General features: G+C 69.6%; 12 protein-coding genes. 2 read left to right on the top strand and 10 right to left on the bottom strand.

Features of this window, described 5'->3' with window-relative positions:
* The first annotated feature begins 97 nt into the window (after positions 1–97).
* On the top strand, positions 98–508 hold the full coding sequence (locus ACFRAV_RS11840; RefSeq protein WP_382554037.1) for a four-helix bundle copper-binding protein: 411 nt from the start codon (positions 98–100) through the stop codon (positions 506–508).
* Positions 509–659: 151 nt separating this feature from the next.
* Here ACFRAV_RS11840 and ACFRAV_RS11835 read toward each other — a convergent pair whose 3' ends face one another.
* From ACFRAV_RS11835 to rpsL, 8 genes are all read right to left on the bottom strand, one after another.
* Positions 660–2,042, bottom strand: coding sequence for a carbohydrate-binding protein (locus ACFRAV_RS11835; RefSeq protein WP_382554034.1), 1,383 nt, complete (start codon positions 2,040–2,042; stop codon positions 660–662).
* Between the two features lie 192 nt (positions 2,043–2,234).
* Positions 2,235–3,158, bottom strand: coding sequence for a LysR substrate-binding domain-containing protein (locus ACFRAV_RS11830; protein ID WP_382554031.1), 924 nt, complete (start codon positions 3,156–3,158; stop codon positions 2,235–2,237).
* Between the two features lie 198 nt (positions 3,159–3,356).
* Positions 3,357–4,445 (bottom strand): endo-1,4-beta-xylanase, encoded by a 1,089-nt coding sequence (locus tag ACFRAV_RS11825; protein WP_382554029.1) that lies wholly within the window; start codon positions 4,443–4,445, stop codon positions 3,357–3,359.
* A 222-nt stretch (positions 4,446–4,667) separates the two neighbouring features.
* A complete protein-coding gene (locus ACFRAV_RS11820; protein ID WP_382554027.1) occupies positions 4,668–7,814 on the bottom strand; it encodes a glycosyl hydrolase 115 family protein in 3,147 nt (1,048 codons plus the stop codon).
* Positions 7,815–8,502: 688 nt separating this feature from the next.
* Positions 8,503–9,696: an elongation factor Tu gene (tuf, locus tag ACFRAV_RS11815; protein WP_351110722.1), complete on the bottom strand. Its 1,194-nt coding sequence runs from the start codon at positions 9,694–9,696 to the stop codon at positions 8,503–8,505.
* A gap of 164 nt (positions 9,697–9,860) precedes the next feature.
* Positions 9,861–11,987, bottom strand: coding sequence for an elongation factor G (fusA, locus tag ACFRAV_RS11810; protein WP_382554023.1), 2,127 nt, complete (start codon positions 11,985–11,987; stop codon positions 9,861–9,863).
* A 39-nt stretch (positions 11,988–12,026) separates the two neighbouring features.
* Positions 12,027–12,497, bottom strand: a complete 471-nt coding sequence (rpsG, locus tag ACFRAV_RS11805) for a 30S ribosomal protein S7 (protein ID WP_003974303.1) — start codon at positions 12,495–12,497, stop codon at positions 12,027–12,029.
* A gap of 2 nt (positions 12,498–12,499) precedes the next feature.
* On the bottom strand, positions 12,500–12,871 hold the full coding sequence (gene rpsL / locus ACFRAV_RS11800) for a 30S ribosomal protein S12 (protein WP_003948652.1): 372 nt from the start codon (positions 12,869–12,871) through the stop codon (positions 12,500–12,502).
* Positions 12,872–13,335: 464 nt separating this feature from the next.
* Between rpsL and ACFRAV_RS11795 the strand changes: the two genes are divergently transcribed.
* Positions 13,336–14,238, top strand: a complete 903-nt coding sequence (locus tag ACFRAV_RS11795; RefSeq protein WP_382554019.1) for an N-acetylmuramoyl-L-alanine amidase — start codon at positions 13,336–13,338, stop codon at positions 14,236–14,238.
* A gap of 174 nt (positions 14,239–14,412) precedes the next feature.
* Here ACFRAV_RS11795 and ACFRAV_RS11790 read toward each other — a convergent pair whose 3' ends face one another.
* Together ACFRAV_RS11790 and ACFRAV_RS11785 are read right to left on the bottom strand one after the other, a co-directional pair.
* A complete protein-coding gene (locus ACFRAV_RS11790; RefSeq protein WP_382554016.1) occupies positions 14,413–14,964 on the bottom strand; it encodes a DUF1707 and DUF4190 domain-containing protein in 552 nt (183 codons plus the stop codon).
* 171 nt (positions 14,965–15,135) lie between these two features.
* On the bottom strand, positions 15,136–19,035 hold the full coding sequence (locus tag ACFRAV_RS11785) for a DNA-directed RNA polymerase subunit beta' (RefSeq protein WP_351110730.1): 3,900 nt from the start codon (positions 19,033–19,035) through the stop codon (positions 15,136–15,138).
* Positions 19,036–19,135 lie beyond the last annotated feature (100 nt).

Raw genomic sequence — 19,135 nt, 5'->3', positions numbered from 1 at the left:
GCGGCGGGCGGAATGCCCGCCGCCCTCCCGCGTTCAGGTTTGCCCCGCCTCTATCCGCCCACCCGGCCAGGGTGACCAGCGGAAGGAGAGTGACCGCATGACCACGCTCAAGGTCAAGGAGATGCTCGACGCCTACCCCTCCGCCCTCGGCGGCGTCGACCGGGAGAAACTCACCGCCTGCATCGAGGAGTGCGTGTCCTGCGGCCAGGTGTGCACGGCGTGCGCGGACGCGTGCCTCTCCGAGGAGATGGTCGACGAGCTCGCCACCTGTATCCGCTCCGACCTGGACTGCGCCGACGTCTGCGGCGCCACGGCCCGCGTCCTGTCCCGGCACACCGGCTCGGACGTCGGCGTCACCCGGGCCATGCTCACCGCGTGCGCCGCGGCATGCCGGGCCTGCGGCGAGGAGTGCGCCCATCACACCCAGCACGACCACTGCCGGGTCTGCGCCGCGGCCTGCCGCTCCTGCGAGGACGCCTGCGAGGCGCTGCTCGCGGCCCTCGGCTGACCGGCCCGTCCGAGCCGGACCCGGAACGCGGAGACCCCCGCCGGAGGTGGAGGGCTCCGGCGGGGGTCGACGAGGGCAGGGCGGGGGCCGACAGGGGCAGGCGGGGAGGCGCCGGCGACGTCCGCGCCGCGGTGGGAAGGCCTCGGACGGCTCAGCCGGCCCGCTGCCACAGGGCGGGCACGTTCGGCGGCTCCCAGCCGCCCTGCGCCTGGTGCTGCTGCAGGCACCGGTAGGTCACGCCGTTGTAGGTGACGCTCGCGCCCGGCTGGTAGACGACGCCGGGCGCCCAGGTGGTGGAACCCGGGTCGGGCGGCGTGGTCGGCGGGGTGGTGGGCGGCGTGGTCGAGCCCGCGGTCTTCAGCGTGAGCCCGTACGAGGAGAGGATCGGGTTGACCGGGTAGTAGTAGGTGGTCCCGCCGGAGGAGCAGTTGCCGCTTCCGCCGGAGGTGACGCCCTGGGCCTGGCTGCCGGAGATGAACGAGCCGCCCGAGTCGCCCGGTTCGGCGCACACCGAGGTGCGCGTCACGCCGGAGACGGTGCCCTCCTGGTAGGTGACGCTGGTGTTGTGCTGCTGCACGGTGCCGCAGCGCCAGCCCGTGGTGGAGCCGGAGCGGCAGATCGACGCACCCACGGCCGCCTGCGTGGAGCCCGCCACCTGGGAGCTGGAACCCACCACGGTCGCGGTCGCCGTCCAGTTCGCGTTGACCGCCACCCACGCCATGTCCCGGCCGGGGAAGGTGGAGCCCTGGAACGTCCCCTGGACGACCTGGTTGTAGCCCGAGGTGGACTGGCCGGCCGTGCCGCAGTGCCCGGCGGTGACGAAGCCCTGGGTTCCGCCCCGGGTCACCGGGAAGCCGATCGAACAGCGGCCCCCGCCGCCCATGTAGTACGCGTCGCCGCCGCGCAGGTCGTAGTAGGTGCGGGGACGTTCCGCGGTACGGACCACCTCGACGGCCGCCGGTTCCACGCCGGCCGCCTCGACCAGCTCGGTGGCCGCGGCCGGGTCGACGGCCTCGACGACGACCTTGTTGCGCTTCGGGTCGACGTAGCGGACCGGGGCGTCCAGGGCCGCCGCGGACGTCCGGGCGGTGCGGTCGAGACGCGCCGCGGCCGCCTCCAGCTCTGCCAGCGAGCGATCCACGACGACGGCCCTGGCGCCCGCCCGCTCGATGACCCGGACGTCGGAGCGGTCGGTGGTGGCCACCGTGAGCGTGCCGGAGTCCGCGCCGCCCACCCAGGAGCCGGCGTGGTCCGCGCCGAGCGCGAGGCGCAGCCGGCCGAGTGTCGCACCGGCCTCGGCCTCGTTGACCAGGCGCTGCTCGGCCTGCTCGGCGGTCAGGCCGAGGTCGCGTCGGAGCGCCTGGAGGAGTCCGGCCGGGGCCCGGTCGGCCCGGAGGGTCTCGGCGGCCGAGGACACGTGCGGTACGGACGGCACGGTCGGCCGGGCGGTCGCGGTGCCGACCAGGCCGGACAGCACCAGCGTGCCGGCGGCGAGCAGCGCCGCCGCGCCGGCGGCCGGGGACATCTTGGGCATGGGGGTCTCCTACAGGTGGGAGGTGGGGCAGGAGCCGTGCGGGGAGTGCGGGAACTGCCGAGACCGTACGGCCGCGTTACATGTCCGCGTCAGCCTCCGGCCGACCCCCTCCCGCGAGGCTATGGATCCGCTCCCCCCTCCCCCACGCGGCACCGAACCCCAGGCTCCGCGCCCGCGCTGCGGGCGCTACAGCTAGGCCGCGCCCCCCGCGGCGCGGGCCTTCGCGTCGGCGTGGGCGTCGCGCGCCTGTGTGACGACCAGGTCGACGGCCGCGGCCGGCTGCGCGGCGCCCTGCCACGCCAGCAGGTGCCGCCAGGTCAGCGGGGTCCCCGCGAGCGGCCGGGTCACGATCCCCGGGGTCGGCGGGAAGGTCGCCCGCGCCAGCCCCAGCGCCCGTCCGACCTGCACCAGGTGCACGACCGACGAGGTGTCCGTCTCGAAGAGGCTCCGCGGGGTGAACCCGGCGCGGGTACAGGCCGCGGAGAAGCAGTCCGCGAAGCAGCCGTCCCCCGGCACCGCTCCCCAGTCCTCTCCGGCGAGCTCGGCCAGGTCGATCTCCGGACGGGCCACCAGCGCATGGCCGGCCGGCAGCATCACGTGCACGGCGTCCACGGCGATCTCCCGCCAGGACACCTGCGGCGCCGCGGGCGGATGCGCGGACCCGCAGACCCCGACGAGCGCGAAGTCGATCCTCCCTTCGGCGACCAGCGTTGCCAGCTCCCGCTCCGACCAGGTGGTGGTGGTCGTCACCGGTACGCCGGGCGCCGCGTCGGACAGCCGGGCGAGCAGACCGCCCAGCAGCGGGCCGTGCGTCCCGCCCAGCCGGAACCGCCGAGCCCCGGATCCCGTACGGGCGAACAACGCGGCCTCCTGCTGGAGTTCGGTCACCGCCGGCAGAACCACCCGGGTCCTCGCCAGCACCAGCTCGCCCAGCGGCGTGGCCCGCACCCCGAACCGCCCGCGTTCGAACAAGGTCCCGCCCAGCGTGCGCTCGATCCGCTTCAGCTGCGCGCTCAGCGTCGGCTGGGACAGTCCCAGCGCCGTCGCCGCACGGGTCAGACTGCCCGCGTCGGCGATCTCCCTGATCACTCTCAGATGCCGCAACTCCAGCTCCATGCACGGAGCTTGGTTCCTGTACGGGACGGACGCAAGGACCTCGGACGGCGCAGCAAGGCGCCCCCGCCGGAGGGATGGAGGAACTCCGGCGGGGGCGTGTCACCGGCGGGCGGCGCGGGGTGAAGAGTTGCCCGCCGGAGCCGGTTCCCCTGTCACGGGGACAGGAGGGACGTGGGCCGGTGAAGGCCCGTGGGTGGGTCAGTCGTTGCGGCCGCCGGCGAGCTCCTCGCGCACCGCCCAGTAGGACGGCTTCGGGGCGTAGTTCTCGTCGTAGATGTTGGCCGAGCCCTCACCGTCGAACACGCCGGGCACCCAGGAGTACTGGTCGGCGAAGCCCCAGATGGTGAACGAGGTGCACTTCTTCTGGTCGAGGCAGGCGTCCAGCATGCGAGCGAAGTACTCGGCCTGCCGGTTGAGCTTGGTCTCGTCCATCGGCATCACGCCGCGCACGTCGACCTCGGTGAAGGAGGACTCCACACCGATGTCGGCGAAGCGCTTCAGGTTGGCCGGGATGTCGCCCGGGAACCCGTAGAAGGTGCTCAGGTGACCCTGGATGCCGAAGCCGTCCACCTTGACGCCCTGGGCGCGCAGGTCCTTCACCAGGTTGTAGTAGGCGGTCGACTTCGCGTTGACGCCCTCGACGTTGTAGTCGTTGACGTACAGCTTCGCGTGCGGGTCGGCCTGATGGGCCCAGCGGAAGGCGTCGGCGATGTAGGACGGGCCGAGCTGCTGGTACCAGAGCGACTGGCGGTAGCTGCCGTCCTCCTCGAAGACCTCGTTGACGACGTCCCACTGGTAGAGCTTGCCCTTGTAGTGCTTGGCCACCGTGGTGATGTGCTCACGCAGGATCTGGCGCAGCTCGTCCTTGGAGATCGAGCCGTCGGCCACGCCCGAGGTCAGCCAGCCCGGGAGCTGGTTGTGCCACAGGAGGGTGTGACCGCGGACCGCCTGGCCGTTGGAGCGGGCGAAGTCCACCAGGGCGTCGCCCTGGGTGAAGTCGTAGACCCCGCGCTGCGGCTGGAGGGTCTCCCACTTCATCACGTTCTCGGCGGTGACCGAGCTGAACTCGCGGGCCGTGATCTTGCGGTAGGTCGTGTCCTCGGCGAGGGCGTCCATGTTGACCGCGGTGCCGAAGAGCAGGTGGTCGCGGTTGGCCAGGGCCTTCAGCGGAGCACCCTTGGGGTGGTGGTACGCGCCCGCAGGAGCGGCCTGCGCGGAGGTGACGGCGCCGGTGAACAGCAGCGCCCCGCTCGCCATGACGGCTGCGGCAGCACGGAGGTGCTTCATTGCGGTCCTCTCGATGGTGCTTGATGTCGGTGGAACGTGCGGCACCCGCGCCGGACGGCGGTGGTGCCGAGGACGGCGGCCCCCGGCGGGGGCGGTGCTGCCCGCCGGCAGCACTGCCCCCGCCGACGGTGACGCCGGGATCGCCGGGCCGCTGGACGCGGCCGGGCTGTGGTGGTGTGGGGGGAAGAGGCGCCGGACCTCCCCAGGTCGGCGCCTCTGGTCTCAGCGGACCCGGCGGCTCTCCACCGGTCCGAGGTAGGTCGTCGGCAGCGAACCGGTGTCGACGATCAGGCGCTGCAGGACGACGGTCGGGTCGACCATCCAGAACCGCAGCTTGTGGGTGCCCGCCGAAAGCGTGTGCTTCGTGGGCGTCCGGTTCACGTTGTCGGAGGTGTTGCGCTCCCACCGCTTGTTCATGCCGCCGTCGTCCGCACCGGTCGCGGCGGTGATGTCGACGGTCTTCGGGGCGTCGCCGTCGAACGAGACCGCGTACCGCAGGCCCGTGCCGGGGAGGGTCGGGTTGCGCGGCGACAGGTAGGCCCAGACGGTGACCTCGCCCGGCGTCAGGACCGTCACGTCGTACTCGAGGTACGGACCGCTGCCCGGGGTCTGGGTGGGAGCCGTCACCGGGGCCGGGGTCATGCCCGCGGAGCTGCGGCCGATGCGGTCGATCCGCAGCCACCCGGCGTCCTTGGTGCTCACGGCACGGCTGTGGTGCTCGGCGTCGATCGCGATGTAACCGCCCGCCTCCACGAAGCCCTTGAGACCCCGCGCCGAGGTGTGGTCGGCGACCGCCTTCACGGTGACGGTGCCGCCGGCGCCCTCCACGGTGAGCTCGGCCTCGCTGCGCCCGGCCGGCGCGCGGTTCCAGTCCACCGACACCGTCAGCCGGACCTGCGTGCCGACCGTGCCACGGGTGCGCTCCACGCGCAGCCACGGCGCGGAGGAGGTGACGGTGTAGGCGAAGGACCGGGTGCCCCGGTTGAAGATCTCGACGAAGGCGTCGTCACCGGTGCGGTACGGGCTGAACTCGGGGAGGACGGCCTCCGTCTCCGCCGCCGGCCACCACTTCTCCGAGCCGGAGACGGCGACACCCATCTCGGCGGTGTCGGGGACCTCGATGCGCTTGACCGCGGGGAAGAGCACGTCCTTGATCGCGACGTTGTTCACCTCGGGCTGCTGCCACGGCGCGTTGCTGCCGTACCGCTCGATGTCGCCGTAGTCGATGTGCGGCTGGAGCTGGAAGCCCTTCCACTTGCCGTCCGCGATCTGCGTGTTGAAGACGTCCTGCAGGCGGAAGTCCTCCTGCAGGCCCGCCTCGGCACGGTCGGCGAGGGCGTTGGTGGCCGCGCGGCCCTGGCCGGCGTAGTGGATGTTGGTGAACTCCGCCTCGCGCAGGTCGTAGACGTTGGCGGTGGCGAGGACGTTGTAGCCGACCAGCTCGAACCAGGCGTCCTGGGCGGAGGCGGGCAGCTTGCGCCCGATCCGCGCCGTCTCCTTGGCGAGCTCCCGCCAGTCCTGCGTGACGCGCTCCAGCTCGCCCCAGTAGAACGGGGTCTGCTTGTCGTCGTAGACGACCGCGGAGTTGTCGGTGGCCAGGTCCTTGGTGGGGTCGAGCGTGATGCGCCGGTTGAGCAGTTCCGGCTTGCGGAGCTGCTGCAGGTGGGCGTAGCGCGACAGCACCGCGGCGATGGCCTCGGCGTGCTCCTTGCCGAAGTGCAGCTCGGCGTAGTCCCGCTCCCACTCCCCGATCTCGTCGAGCTCCCAGCGGCTGGGGCTCCAGGCGTAGTCGAGGAAGAACTGCGTGGGCAGCTCGTTGCCCTTCAGGTCGCCGACGTTGACGACCCACAGACCGTGGTTGCCGTAGGAGACGGCCTGGTGGAGCTGGTCCCACATGTTCGGCAGGGACGTGGTGTCGACCCACTTGTAGTTGCGGCCGCCGCCCACGTAGTCGAAGTGGTAGTACACGCCGTAGTTGCCCGAGCGGTACGGCTCGGCCGGGTCCGGGTGCTTGCGGATGTTGCCCCAGTTGTCGTCGCAGAACACCACCGTGACGTCGTCGGGGGCGCGCAGGCCCTTGGCCCAGTACCGCTGGACCTCCTTGTAGAGCGTCCACACCTGCGGCACCGCGGTCTCGGAGCCCAGGATCTCCTTGATGATCCCGCGCTGGGTGCTGATGATCTCGTGCATCAGCTCGATGCCGTCGCCGTCGGGCAGGCTGACGTCGCCGTTGCCGCGCATGCCGAGGGTGACCACACCCTCGTAGCCCTGCTCCTTCATGCGCTTGATGCCGTCGCGCCAGTACGCCTCGATGGCGGCGCGGTTGCGGCGGAAGGACCACTCGCCGGTGCCGCCGTACGGGTCGGAGCCGGGGGTGGTGATGTTGCCCGCGGAGTCGCGGACGGCCGCCTTGGCGTGGCGGTTCCACTCCTCGATGCCGCGCATCATCGGGGCCTCGTGCGAGGTGCCCATGACCACGCCGTAGGCGGTGGCGCGGGCGTGGTTCTCCGGGTCGTCCTCGGCGAACGCCCGGCCCCACACGGCCGGCCACAGGTAGTTGCCCTTCAGGCGGAGCAGGACCTCGAAGACCTTCTCCCAGAACGCGGCGTTGAAGCCGCCGTCGAAGCCCGGGGCCTTGCCCGGACCGAAGAACTGGGGCGCCCAGGTGCCGAGGTTCGGGTTCTCGTCGTTGATGAAGACACCACGGAACTTGACCTTCGGGGTGCCCTGCGTCCAGGAACCGGCCTTGACGTAGATCTCGCGGCGCTGCACCGGCACGACGTCGTCCCACCAGTACCAGGGGGAGACGCCGATGCCGCGGCTGACGTCGTAGGCGCCGAAGATGGCACCGCGCTGGTCGCTGCCCACGATCACCAGGGCGCGGTCGACGCCGGGCATCGGGCGCTCGACCACCGTCTGCTGGGAGGTCTCCCACTTCCCCCGGATGCGGGAGACGTCCAGCTTCCCGGACGCGACGAGCTTGTCCACCAGCTCGCTGCGGCCGAGCGTGCCGACGATGACGACCTCACGGGCCGACCCCGCGTGGGAAGCCGGCTTCACACCGCTGACCCGCTCGACGTCGGCGCGCAGGTCCGCGGCGACACGGACCACGCCCGCGAAGTCGTCGGCGTCCACGATCACCGGGGCGGCGTGTCCCTTGCGCACCAGCGGGAAGGCGCCGGCCTCCGGCTGGAACGTGATGTACGCGCCCGAGTCGGTGCGGCGCGGCCCCCCTCCGGCCGCGCCGCGGTCCGCCTCACCCTGGGCCGCGTACCCGGTACCGGCCCCACCGCCGACAAGGGGGAGGGCCACCAGGCCCGCGGCCGCTCCTGTTCCCAGAACCGACCTACGGCTGACGTTCCCGCGCATGGCTCACCCACTTCTCGGCTGAATTTGGTAACCGGCCTGACAAATGTTGGGGCAGGGACGGGAGCACGACAACGGGTCGGGAGCAACGAAAACTTTCGATACGCGAACACGACCGGGAAGATCCGGAAATCGCAGGCGGAAACGACCGCACGGGCGCCTTCCCGTCAGGGCACGGCGAGCTCGGGTTTTCGAAATCGGCCACGAGGCGGCGCGAAAGTCGCGGGATTTCTTCCGCAACGTGACGCAACGCCTGCGGGCGTGCCGCAAACCGGCCGTGACCTGGGACGATCGCGGTATCCGGAGCCACTGCGGCACCCCTGGTCCTCAGCGGAAGCGCGTGAAACGGGGAGCCGGGAACTTGGCGAAAACGATGCACCCGCGCGCGCCGGCCGCGGGAGGGAGGACGGCAGCGAGGGCGGCGGGGAGCGGGCTGAAAGGCTCCTCGGCAGCGACGCGCAACGCTCCCCGGGCGCGGCTGAGAACCGCCGACGGCCGGGACGGGGCCCTCGGGGACCCCAGGAGGGCCGGAGAGCCTGTGAGGGCCCACGAGAGGGGCCGGGGCAACGGAGCGGGAACAGGTACGGGAACGGGAACGGGAACGCCGAAGGGCCCGCACGACGTGATGTCGTGCGGGCCCTCCTTGAGCCACAAGAGCTCAGGTCATCGAGTGACCGTCAGGCAAGGGAACTTACTTGACGATCTTGGTGACCTGGCCGGCGCCCACGGTACGACCACCCTCACGGATGGCGAACTTCAGGCCCTCCTCCATGGCGATGGGCTGGATGAGGTCCACCTTCATCTCGGTGTTGTCACCCGGCATGACCATCTCGGTGCCCTCGGGGAGGGTCACGACGCCGGTCACGTCCGTCGTACGGAAGTAGAACTGCGGGCGGTAGTTGTTGAAGAACGGGGTGTGGCGACCACCCTCGTCCTTGCCGAGGATGTAGGCCTGGGCCTCGAACTCGGTGTGCGGGGTGACCGAACCCGGCTTGATGATGACCTGGCCGCGCTCGACGTCCTCGCGCTTGATGCCACGGAGGAGCAGACCGACGTTCTCACCGGCCTGGCCCTCGTCGAGCAGCTTGCGGAACATCTCGATACCGGTGACCGTGGTGGTGGTCTTCTCGGTCTTGATGCCGATGATGTCGACGGTCTCGTTGACCTTCAGGACACCACGCTCGATACGGCCGGTGACGACCGTACCGCGACCGGTGATCGTGAAGACGTCCTCGATCGGCATGAGGAACGGCTTGTCGACGTCGCGCTCCGGCTGCGGGATCGCGGTGTCGACGGCCTTCATGAGCTCGAGAACCGAGTCGGCCCACTTCTGGTCGCCCTCGAGCGCCTTCAGAGCGGAGACCTTGACGACCGGAACGTCGTCGCCCGGGAACTCGTACTCGGTGAGGAGCTCACGGACCTCGAGCTCGACGAGCTCCAGGATCTCCTCGTCGTCCACCATGTCGGCCTTGTTCAGGGCGACGACGATGTACGGAACGCCGACCTGGCGGGCCAGGAGCACGTGCTCCTTGGTCTGCGGCATCGGGCCGTCGGTCGCGGCGACCACCAGGATCGCGCCGTCCATCTGGGCGGCACCGGTGATCATGTTCTTGATGTAGTCCGCGTGACCGGGGCAGTCGACGTGGGCGTAGTGACGGTCTTCCGTCTGGTACTCGACGTGCGCGATGGAGATGGTGATACCGCGCTGGCGCTCCTCAGGAGCCTTGTCGATGTTGTCGAACGCGGTGGCCTCGTTCAGGTCCGGGTACGCGTCGTGCAGCACCTTGGTAATGGCGGCCGTGAGGGTCGTCTTACCGTGGTCGATGTGACCGATGGTGCCGATGTTGACGTGCGGCTTAGTCCGCTCGAACTTCGCCTTCGCCACTGGGGTCCTCCTGGGAGTGGTTCTGAACGCCTTGCTTCATCGGCGCCAGGTGATCTTTGCTGGAATGCCCGGCCCCTCGGGGCACCCCGGCACGTTCCTCTCGGTTCGCGCCGGAATGCCCCTGGAGGCACGGAGTCAAGCCTAAAGCGTGGAACTCGGTGGAGTTACTCGCCCTTGGCCTTCGCGATGATCTCCTCGGCGACGTTCCGCGGAACCTCGGCGTAGGAGTCGAACTGCATCGAGTAGCTCGCGCGACCCGACGTCTTGCTGCGGAGGTCGCCGACGTAGCCGAACATCTCCGACAGCGGGACCAGGCCCTTCACGACGCGGGCGCCGGCGCGCTCCTCCATGGCCTGAATCTGACCACGGCGGGAGTTGATGTCGCCGATGACCTCGCCCATGTAGTCCTCGGGCGTGGTGACCTCGACGGCCATCATCGGCTCGAGCAGCACGGGGCTGGCCTTGCGTGCGGCCTCCTTGAAGGCCTGCGAACCCGCGATCTTGAACGCGAGCTCGGAGGAGTCGACCTCGTGGTAGCCACCGTCGAGGAGGATGACACGCACGCCGGTCATCTCGTAACCGGCGAGGATGCCGAACTGCATGGCCTCCTGCGCACCGGCGTCCACCGAAGGGATGTACTCCTTCGGGATGCGGCCACCGGTGACCTTGTTCACGAACTCGTACGACGCCTCGCCGCCCTCGATGGGCTCGATCGCGATCTGCACCTTGGCGAACTGACCGGTACCACCGGTCTGCTTCTTGTGGGTGTAGTCCACGCGCTCGACGGCCTTGCGGATCGTCTCACGGTACGCGACCTGCGGCTTGCCGACGTTGGCCTCGACCTTGAACTCACGGCGCATACGGTCGACCAGCACCTCGAGGTGCAGCTCGCCCATACCACCGATGATGGTCTGGCCGGTCTCCTCGTCCGAGTGAACCTGGAAGGAGGGGTCCTCCTCCGCGAGACGCTGGATGGCGACACCCAGCTTCTCCTGGTCACCCTTGGACTTGGGCTCGATGGCGACCTGGATCACCGGCGCCGGGAAGTCCATGGACTCCAGGATGACCGGGGCCTTGTCGTCCGACAGCGTCTCACCGGTCGTGGTCTGCTTGAGACCCATGACGGCGATGATGTCGCCGGCGCCCACCGAGTCGATCTCCTCACGCTTGTTCGCGTGCATGCGGTAGATCTTGCCGATGCGCTCCTTCTTGCCCTTCACGGAGTTCAGCACCGAAGAGCCGGACTCCAGGCGGCCCGAGTACACCCGGACGAAGGTGAGCTTGCCGAGGTGCGGGTCGCTCATGATCTTGAAGGCGAGGGCCGCCAGCGGCTCGTCGTCGGACGGCTTCCGCTTGACGACGGTCTCGGCGTCCTTCGGGTCCGTGCCCTCGATCGCCTCGATGTCGACCGGCGACGGCAGGTAGCGCACGACGGCGTCGAGCAGGGGCTGAACACCCTTGTTCTTGAACGCGGTGCCGCAGAACACGGGGGTGACGGTGGTGCCGCCGCCCTTGCCGGACGCGATGGTGATACGACGGATCGCCGCGTAGAGCTGCTCCTCGGTGGGCTCGGTGCCCTCGAGGTACATCTCCATCAGCTCTTCGTCGTTCTCCGCGACGTCCTCGACCAGCTTGGCGCGGTACTCCTCGGCCTGCTCCTGCAGGTCGGCCGGGATGTCGACGACGTCGTACATCTCGCCCTTGGTGGCCTCGGGCGAGTAGACGAGGGCCTTCATGCGGACCAGGTCGACGACGCCGACGAAGTCGGCCTCGGCGCCGATCGGCAGCTGCATCACGATCGGCTGGGCGCCCAGGCGGTTGACGATCATGTCAACGCAGCGGAAGAAGTCCGCGCCGGTACGGTCCAGCTTGTTCACGAAGCAGATACGCGGAACGCCGTAACGGTCGGCCTGACGCCACACCGTCTCGGACTGGGGCTCCACGCCGGCGACGCCGTCGAACACCGTCACGGCACCGTCGAGCACGCGCAGGGAGCGCTCCACCTCGACGGTGAAGTCGACGTGACCCGGGGTGTCGATGATGTTGATGGTGTGGTCGACGTCTTCCAGCGGCCAGTGACAGGTGGTGGCAGCAGAGGTGATCGTGATGCCACGCTCCTGCTCCTGCTCCATCCAGTCCATGGTCGCGGCGCCGTCGTGGACCTCACCGATCTTGTAGCTGACGCCGGTGTAGAACAGGATCCGCTCGGTGGTGGTCGTCTTGCCCGCGTCGATGTGGGCCATGATCCCGATGTTGCGGACCTTGGCCAGGTCAAGCGAAGTGGTAGCCATAAGGCTTCAGTCTTCTCTCGGTCTCGATGGGGTCTGCGACTACCAGCGGTAGTGCGCGAAGGCCTTGTTGGACTCGGCCATCTTGTGCGTGTCCTCGCGCTTCTTGACGGCCGCACCGAGGCCGTTCGAGGCGTCGAGAAGCTCGTTGAGCAGACGCTCGGTCATCGTCTTCTCGCGACGGGCGCGGGAGTAACCGACCAGCCAGCGCAGGGCCAGCGTGTTGGCGCGACCGGGCTTGACCTCGATCGGCACCTGGTAGGTCGCGCCACCGACACGGCGGGACTTGACCTCGAGGGTCGGCTTGATGTTCTCGAGAGCGCGCTTCAGCGTGATGACCGGGTCGTTGCCGGTCTTCTCGCGAAGGCCCTCCATGGCGCCGTAGACGATGCGCTCGGCGGTGGAGCGCTTGCCGTTCAGCAGCACCTTGTTGATCAGGGAGGTCACCAGAGGAGAACCGTAGACCGGGTCGATGATGACCGGGCGCTTCGGGGCGGGGCCCTTACGAGGCATTCTTACTTCTCCTTCTTGGCGCCGTAGCGGCTGCGGGCCTGCTTGCGGTTCTTGACACCCTGGGTGTCGAGGGAACCGCGGATGATCTTGTAACGAACACCGGGCAGGTCCTTCACACGGCCGCCGCGCACGAGCACGATCGAGTGCTCCTGCAGGTTGTGTCCCTCACCCGGAATGTAAGCAGTGACCTCGATACCGCTGGTCAGACGCACACGCGCGACCTTACGCAGGGCCGAGTTCGGCTTCTTCGGGGTGGTCGTGAACACACGCGTGCAGACGCCACGGCGCTGAGGGGAACCCTCGAGTGCGGGCGTCTTGTTCTTCTCGACCTTGTCCTGCCGGCCCTTCCGGACCAGCTGCTGGATCGTAGGCACTACTTCTCCGGTTTCTGTGTGCCGAATGGTGAAGCTAACCTGGAACATCGCCGACCCACGCGGTCGGGTGTGTCGAATCCCGCGGACCTACGCCGTCAGGCGGAGAACTGCACGGATCACGGTGGCCGATGCGGACTCCCCTTGCGGTGGAAAGGCACGCAAGGAGGCCAGGGCACACCCCAGGCACAAGGTCTGAGCGTACCTACCGCATACGCCGTGGTCAAAACAAATGCCCTGGGGCTGGCCAGGGCCCCGCCGCGGTGTCGCCCCCCGCCGGTCCGGCGCGGTCCGGCGGCGCCCTCGCCGCCGCCCCGCGCGCGCCCGGCGGACGGAGCGGAGGCCACCCCTGCGGGCGACGGCGAGAACGCACGATCGAACACCGGCGCATCTGTTGATACGCACGGCAGAGGGAATGAGAGGCGCAGGGACACCCCCGCAAGGACACGAGCGAAGGGAACTGCACCATGGCCTCACCTCTGACCGCCGACGCCCTCGTCAGAGCACTACGGAACGAAGGCGTGAAGGTGGTCGAGCACTCCGGCTGGCGTACCAACAACCGGAACGCGAAGGGAGCATGGGGCCCGGTCAACGGCGTGATGATCCACCACACGGTGACCTCCGGCACCGACGCGACCGTCCGGCTGTGCTTCGAGGGCCGCTCGGACCTCCCCGGCCCCCTCTGCCACGGCGTGATCGCCAAGGACGGCACCGTCCACCTGGTCGGCAACGGGCGCGCCAACCACGCCGGACTGGGCGACGACGACGTGCTGCGCGCCGTGGTCGCCGAATCGGCGGCGCTGCCGGCGCCCAACGAGAACAACACCGACGGCAACGCCCGCTTCTACGGGTTCGAATGCGTCAATCTCGGCGACGGCAAGGATCCCTGGCCCGCCGCCCAGTTGGAGGCGATAGAGGCGGCCGCGGCGGCGATCTGCCGCGCCCACCGGTGGAGCGCGCGTTCGGTGATCGGCCACAAGGAGTGGACCAACACCAAGATCGATCCCCGCGGCTTCTCCATGGCCGGCATGCGGGAGCGCATCGCCTCCCGGCTCGGCCAGGCGGCCCCGACCCCGCCCGCGCAGCCCGTGGTGGACCTCTCGCGGCTCGTGACGGCCGCACGGACCGACCCGGACGCCTCGGGCACGCCCGTCACCTACGAGGGCGTGAAGACCGTGGAGCGGGCCCTGGTGGCCGAGGGGCTGCTCACCGCGGCGTACGCCGACGGCCACTACGGCACGCAGACCGTGACCGCCTACGCCGCCTGGCAGCGGCGCTGCGGCTACTCGGGCGCCGACGCGGACGGCATCCCGGGCATGTCCACGCTGAGCCGGCTGGGCGCGGAGCACGGGTTCACCGTCCAGGCGTGACGCGCGGCCCCGCCGCACCGGAGTAGCGCACGGGTCCGCCCGTGACGCGGCCACCCCCCACCGCCGCCCCGCACCACTCCCCCGCCGCGGCACCGCACGCGCCGCCACCCCGCGACGCCCGGCTCACCGCGCCGACCAGGCCACGGCGACGCCCGGCTCACCATGCCGGTCGGTTCACCGCGCCGACCAGGCCACCGCGCCGATCAGCGCCACCAGCCAGTACACGCTCCACCCGGCGATCCATATCCACCCCAGCACCAGCCCAGCCACCGCGCAGCCGTCGCCCTGCTGGCCCGAGGCGCGGATCTCCGCCCGCGCCTGGTGCCCCAGCACCACCGCCGGGATGCTGGTCAGCCCCGCCGACATCACCGCCAGGATGCCGAGGACCATCGCGGCTGTCGCCCTGCCGTTGGTCGTGCCCGGGTAGGGGGCCGCTCCGAGGACCGGCGGAGGCGCGCCGAAGGAGCCCCGCACGGGCGGCGGCCCGTAGGAGGGCGCCGCGGGCGGGGCGGAGACGGGCCCCTGCGGCAGATCGGCGACCAGGCCGGACAGCTCCGCCTGGGTGCGGGCCGCGTAGGCCCGCGCCACCCGCTGCTCGAACTCGGTCTTGCCGAGCCGCCCCTCGGCGTACCCGGCGCGGAGCACGTCGACCGCGCGCTCGCGGTCGGCCGTCGACGCCAGCATCGGACTGCCACCCGCGTACGGGGACCAGGGCTGCATGGACATATCGGCACCACCCCTCTCCTTGCACGGTAAAACGCCCGCCACCGGGCCCGCGGTTCCCTCCCCGCCCGGATTCCCCCGTCCGGCCCACCCCCGGGACATGCCGAAGGGCGGCCACCCCCACGCAGGTGACCGCCCTCAGGTCACGCGGACCTACCGCTCAGCGCGGCTCGCTCACTGGTTGTACGGACCGTAGTCGTAGTCCTCCAGCGGCACCGCCTGGCCGGAGCCGGCGCCGAACGGCGAGTAGTCCATGTCGTCGTAGCCCACCGCCGAGTACATGGCGGCCTTGGCCTCCTCGGTCGGCTCGACCCGGATGTTGCGGTAGCGGGACAGACCCGTACCGGCCGGGATGAGCTTACCGATGATGACGTTCTCCTTGAGGCCGATCAGGGAGTCGGACTTGGCGTTGATCGCCGCGTCCGTCAGGACCCTGGTCGTCTCCTGGAAGGACGCCGCCGACAGCCACGACTCGGTCGCCAGCGAGGCCTTGGTGATACCCATCAGCTGCGGACGGCCGGAGGCCGGGTGGCCGCCTTCCTGGACCACACGACGGTTCTCGGTCTCGAACTTCGAGCGCTCCACCAGCTCGCCCGGCAGCAGCTCCGCGTCGCCGGACTCGATGATCGTCACGCGGCGCAGCATCTGCCGGATGATGATCTCGATGTGCTTGTCGTGGATCGACACGCCCTGCGAGTTGTAGACCTTCTGGACCTCGCCGACCAGGTGCACCTGGACCGCACGCTGGCCGAGGATGCGCAGCACGTCGTGCGGGTTGGTGGCACCCATGGTCAGCTGCTGGCCGACCTGGACCGGGTCGCCCTCGGACACCAGGACCTTGGCGCGCTTGGAGATGGGGTAGGGCATCTCGTCGCTGCCGTCGTCCGGGGTGACGACGATCTTCTTGGTCTTCTCGGTCTCCTCGATCCGCACGCGGCCGGCGGCCTCGGAGATCGGGGCGACGCCCTTCGGGGTACGGGCCTCGAAGAGCTCGACGACACGCGGCAGACCCTGGGTGATGTCGTCACCGGCCACACCACCGGTGTGGAAGGTACGCATCGTCAGCTGGGTGCCGGGCTCACCGATGGACTGGGCGGCGATGATGCCGACCGCCTCACCGATGTCGACCAGCTTGCCGGTGGCCAGCGAGCGGCCGTAGCACATGGCGCAGGTGCCGACGGCGGACTCACAGGTCAGGACCGAGCGGGTCTTGACCTCCTCCACGCCGGCGCGGACCAGCTGCTCGATGAGGACGTCACCGAGGTCGACGCCCGCCGGGGCGAGCACCTTGCCGTCGACGACGATGTCCTCGGCGAGGCAGCGTGCGTAGACCGAGGTCTCCACGTTGCCGACCTTGGCGAAGACGCCCGCCTCGTCGCGCTCGGCGATCTTCAGCTTGAGGCCGCGCTCGGTGCCGCAGTCCTCCTCGCGGATGATCACGTCCTGCGAGACGTCCACCAGACGACGGGTGAGGTAACCCGAGTCGGCGGTACGCAGAGCGGTGTCCGCCAGACCCTTACGGGCGCCGTGGGTGGAGATGAAGTACTCCAGCACGGACAGGCCCTCACGGAACGAGGCCTTGATGGGACGCGGGATCGTCTCGTTCTTGGCGTTGGACACCAGGCCACGCATACCGGCGATCTGACGCATCTGCATCATGTTGCCTCGTGCGCCCGAGTTCACCATCATCGAGACCGGGTTGACCTTCGGGAAGTTCTCGTTCATGGCCTCGGCGACCTTGTTGGTCGCCTCGGTCCAGATCCCGATGAGCTCGTTGGTGCGCTCTTCCTTGGTGATCAGACCGCGCTCGTACTGCTTCTGGACCTTCTCGTCCTTGGCCTCGTACGAAGCGACGATCTCCTTCTTCGCGTCCGGGACGACGATGTCGGAGATGGCCACGGTGACACCGGAACGGGTCGCCCAGTAGAAACCGGCCGACTTCAGGTTGTCGAGCGTCGCCGCCACGATCACCTTGGGGTAGCGCTCGGCGAGGTCGTTGACGATCTCGGAGAGCTGCTTCTTGCCCACCTCTTCGTCGACGAAGGGGTAGTCCTCGGGCAGCAGCTCGTTGAAGAGCGCGCGGCCCAGCGTGGTGTGCAGACGGAACGAGTCCCCCTGCTGCCACTCCGGCTCGCCCTCCTCGCGGGCCGGCGGGGTCCAGCCGCGGGGCGGCATGGTGCCCACCGGGAAGCGGATGTCCACCTCGGCCTGGAGCGAGAGCTCACCGGCGTCGAAGGCCATGATCGCCTCGGCGACGGACGCGAACGAGCGGCCCTCGCCCTTGGGCCCGCGGCCCTCGGCGTCCGTGGTGAGGAAGAACAGACCGAGGACCATGTCCTGGGTCGGCATCGTCACCGGACGGCCGTCGGCGGGCTTGAGGATGTTGTTCGAGGAGAGCATCAGGATGCGCGCCTCGGCCTGCGCCTCCGCGGAGAGCGGCAGGTGGACGGCCATCTGGTCACCGTCGAAGTCCGCGTTGAACGCGGTGCAGACGAGCGGGTGGATCTGGATGGCCTTGCCCTCGACCAACTGCGGCTCGAAGGCCTGGATGCCGAGGCGGTGCAGCGTGGGCGCACGGTTCAGCAGGACCGGGTGCTCCGCGATGACCTCTTCGAGCACGTCGTACACGACCGTGCGGCCGCGCTCGACCATGCGCTTGGCGCTCTTGATGTTCTGCGCGTGGTTCAGGTCGACCAGGCGCTTCATCACGAACGGCTTGAAGAGCTCCAGCGCCATCGCCTTCGGCAGACCGCACTGGTGCAGCTTCAGCTGCGGACCGACGACGATCACGGAACGCGCGGAGTAGTCCACACGCTTGCCGAGCAGGTTCTGACGGAAACGGCCCTGCTTGCCCTTGAGCATGTCGCTCAGGGACTTCAGCGGACGGTTGCCCGGACCGGTGACCGGCCGGCCACGACGGCCGTTGTCGAACAGCGCGTCCACGGCCTCCTGGAGCATGCGCTTCTCGTTGTTCACGATGATCTCGGGCGCGCCGAGGTCGAGAAGCCGCTTCAGGCGGTTGTTGCGGTTGATGACGCGGCGGTACAGGTCGTTCAGGTCGGAGGTCGCGAAGCGGCCACCGTCCAGCTGCACCATCGGACGCAGGTCCGGCGGGATGACCGGCACGCAGTCGAGCACCATGCCCTTGGGGCTGTTGCTGGTCTGCAGGAACGCGGAGACGACCTTGAGGCGCTTGAGCGCACGGGTCTTCTTCTGGCCCTTGCCGGTGCGGATGATCTCGCGGAGCTTCTCGGCCTCCTCCTCGAGGTCGAAGGACTCCAGCCGCTTCTGCAGCGCGGCGGCGCCCATCGAGCCGTCGAAGTACGTGCCGAAGCGGTCACGCAGCTCGCGGTAGAGCATCTCGTCGCCCTCGAGGTCCTGGACCTTGAGGTTCTTGAAGCGGCTCCACACCTCGTCGAGGCGGTCGATCTCGCGCTGGGCGCGGTCACGGAGCTGCTTCATCTCGCGCTCGGCGCCGTCGCGCACCTTGCGGCGCACGTCGGCCTTGGCGCCCTCGGCCTCGAGCTCGCCGAGGTCGTTCTCGAGCTTCTTGGCACGGGCCTCGAGGTCCGCGTCACGGCGGTTCTCGATCTGCTGGCGCTCGACGGAGACGTGGGCCTCCAGCGAGGGCAGGTCGCGCTGACGACGCTCCTCGTCCACGTACGTGATCATGTACGCGGCGAAGTAGATGACCTTCTCGAGGTCCTTCGGGGCGAGGTCGAGCAGGTAGCCCAGCCGCGACGGAACGCCCTTGAAGTACCAGATGTGGGTGACGGGGGCGGCGAGCTCGATGTGGCCCATCCGCTCACGGCGCACCTTGGCGCGGGTCACCTCGACGCCGCAGCGCTCACAGATGATGCCCTTGAAGCGGACGCGCTTGTACTTGCCGCAGTAGCACTCCCAGTCCCGGGTGGGACCGAAGATCTTCTCGCAGAAGAGCCCGTCCTTTTCCGGCTTGAGCGTGCGGTAGTTGATCGTCTCGGGCTTCTTGACCTCGCCGTGGCTCCACTGACGGATGTCGTCAGCGGTCGCCAGGCCGATCCGGAGCTCGTCGAAGAAGTTGACGTCGAGCACTATGCGTCAATCCCTCTCAGGGTTGTAAGTCTGTGGTCTGAAACGGGGGTCGCGGGATCGGCGGGGGCCGGCCTCAAGGGCAGGCCCCACGCCGGACTCC

The organism is Streptomyces sp. NPDC056600, assembly GCF_042792855.1.
In the GTDB taxonomy this organism is placed as follows: Bacteria; Actinomycetota; Actinomycetes; order Streptomycetales; family Streptomycetaceae; genus Streptomyces.
The sequence above is the reverse complement of the archived record's forward strand: the minus strand, read 5'-3'. Positions and strand labels throughout refer to the sequence as shown.

Excerpts from the sequence above, each read along its gene's own strand:
- ACFRAV_RS11840 (WP_382554037.1), top strand. The coding sequence starts at position 98 with ATGACCACGCTCAAGGTCAAGGAGATGCTCGACGCCTACCCCTCCGCC.
- ACFRAV_RS11835 (WP_382554034.1), bottom strand. The coding sequence starts at position 2,042 with ATGCCCAAGATGTCCCCGGCCGCCGGCGCGGCGGCGCTGCTCGCCGCC.
- ACFRAV_RS11830 (WP_382554031.1), bottom strand. The coding sequence starts at position 3,158 with ATGGAGCTGGAGTTGCGGCATCTGAGAGTGATCAGGGAGATCGCCGAC.
- ACFRAV_RS11825 (WP_382554029.1), bottom strand. The coding sequence starts at position 4,445 with ATGAAGCACCTCCGTGCTGCCGCAGCCGTCATGGCGAGCGGGGCGCTG.
- ACFRAV_RS11820 (WP_382554027.1), bottom strand. The coding sequence starts at position 7,814 with ATGCGCGGGAACGTCAGCCGTAGGTCGGTTCTGGGAACAGGAGCGGCC.
- fusA (WP_382554023.1), bottom strand. The coding sequence starts at position 11,987 with ATGGCTACCACTTCGCTTGACCTGGCCAAGGTCCGCAACATCGGGATC.
- rpsG (WP_003974303.1), bottom strand. The coding sequence starts at position 12,497 with ATGCCTCGTAAGGGCCCCGCCCCGAAGCGCCCGGTCATCATCGACCCG.
- ACFRAV_RS11795 (WP_382554019.1), top strand. The coding sequence starts at position 13,336 with ATGGCCTCACCTCTGACCGCCGACGCCCTCGTCAGAGCACTACGGAAC.
- ACFRAV_RS11790 (WP_382554016.1), bottom strand. The coding sequence starts at position 14,964 with ATGTCCATGCAGCCCTGGTCCCCGTACGCGGGTGGCAGTCCGATGCTG.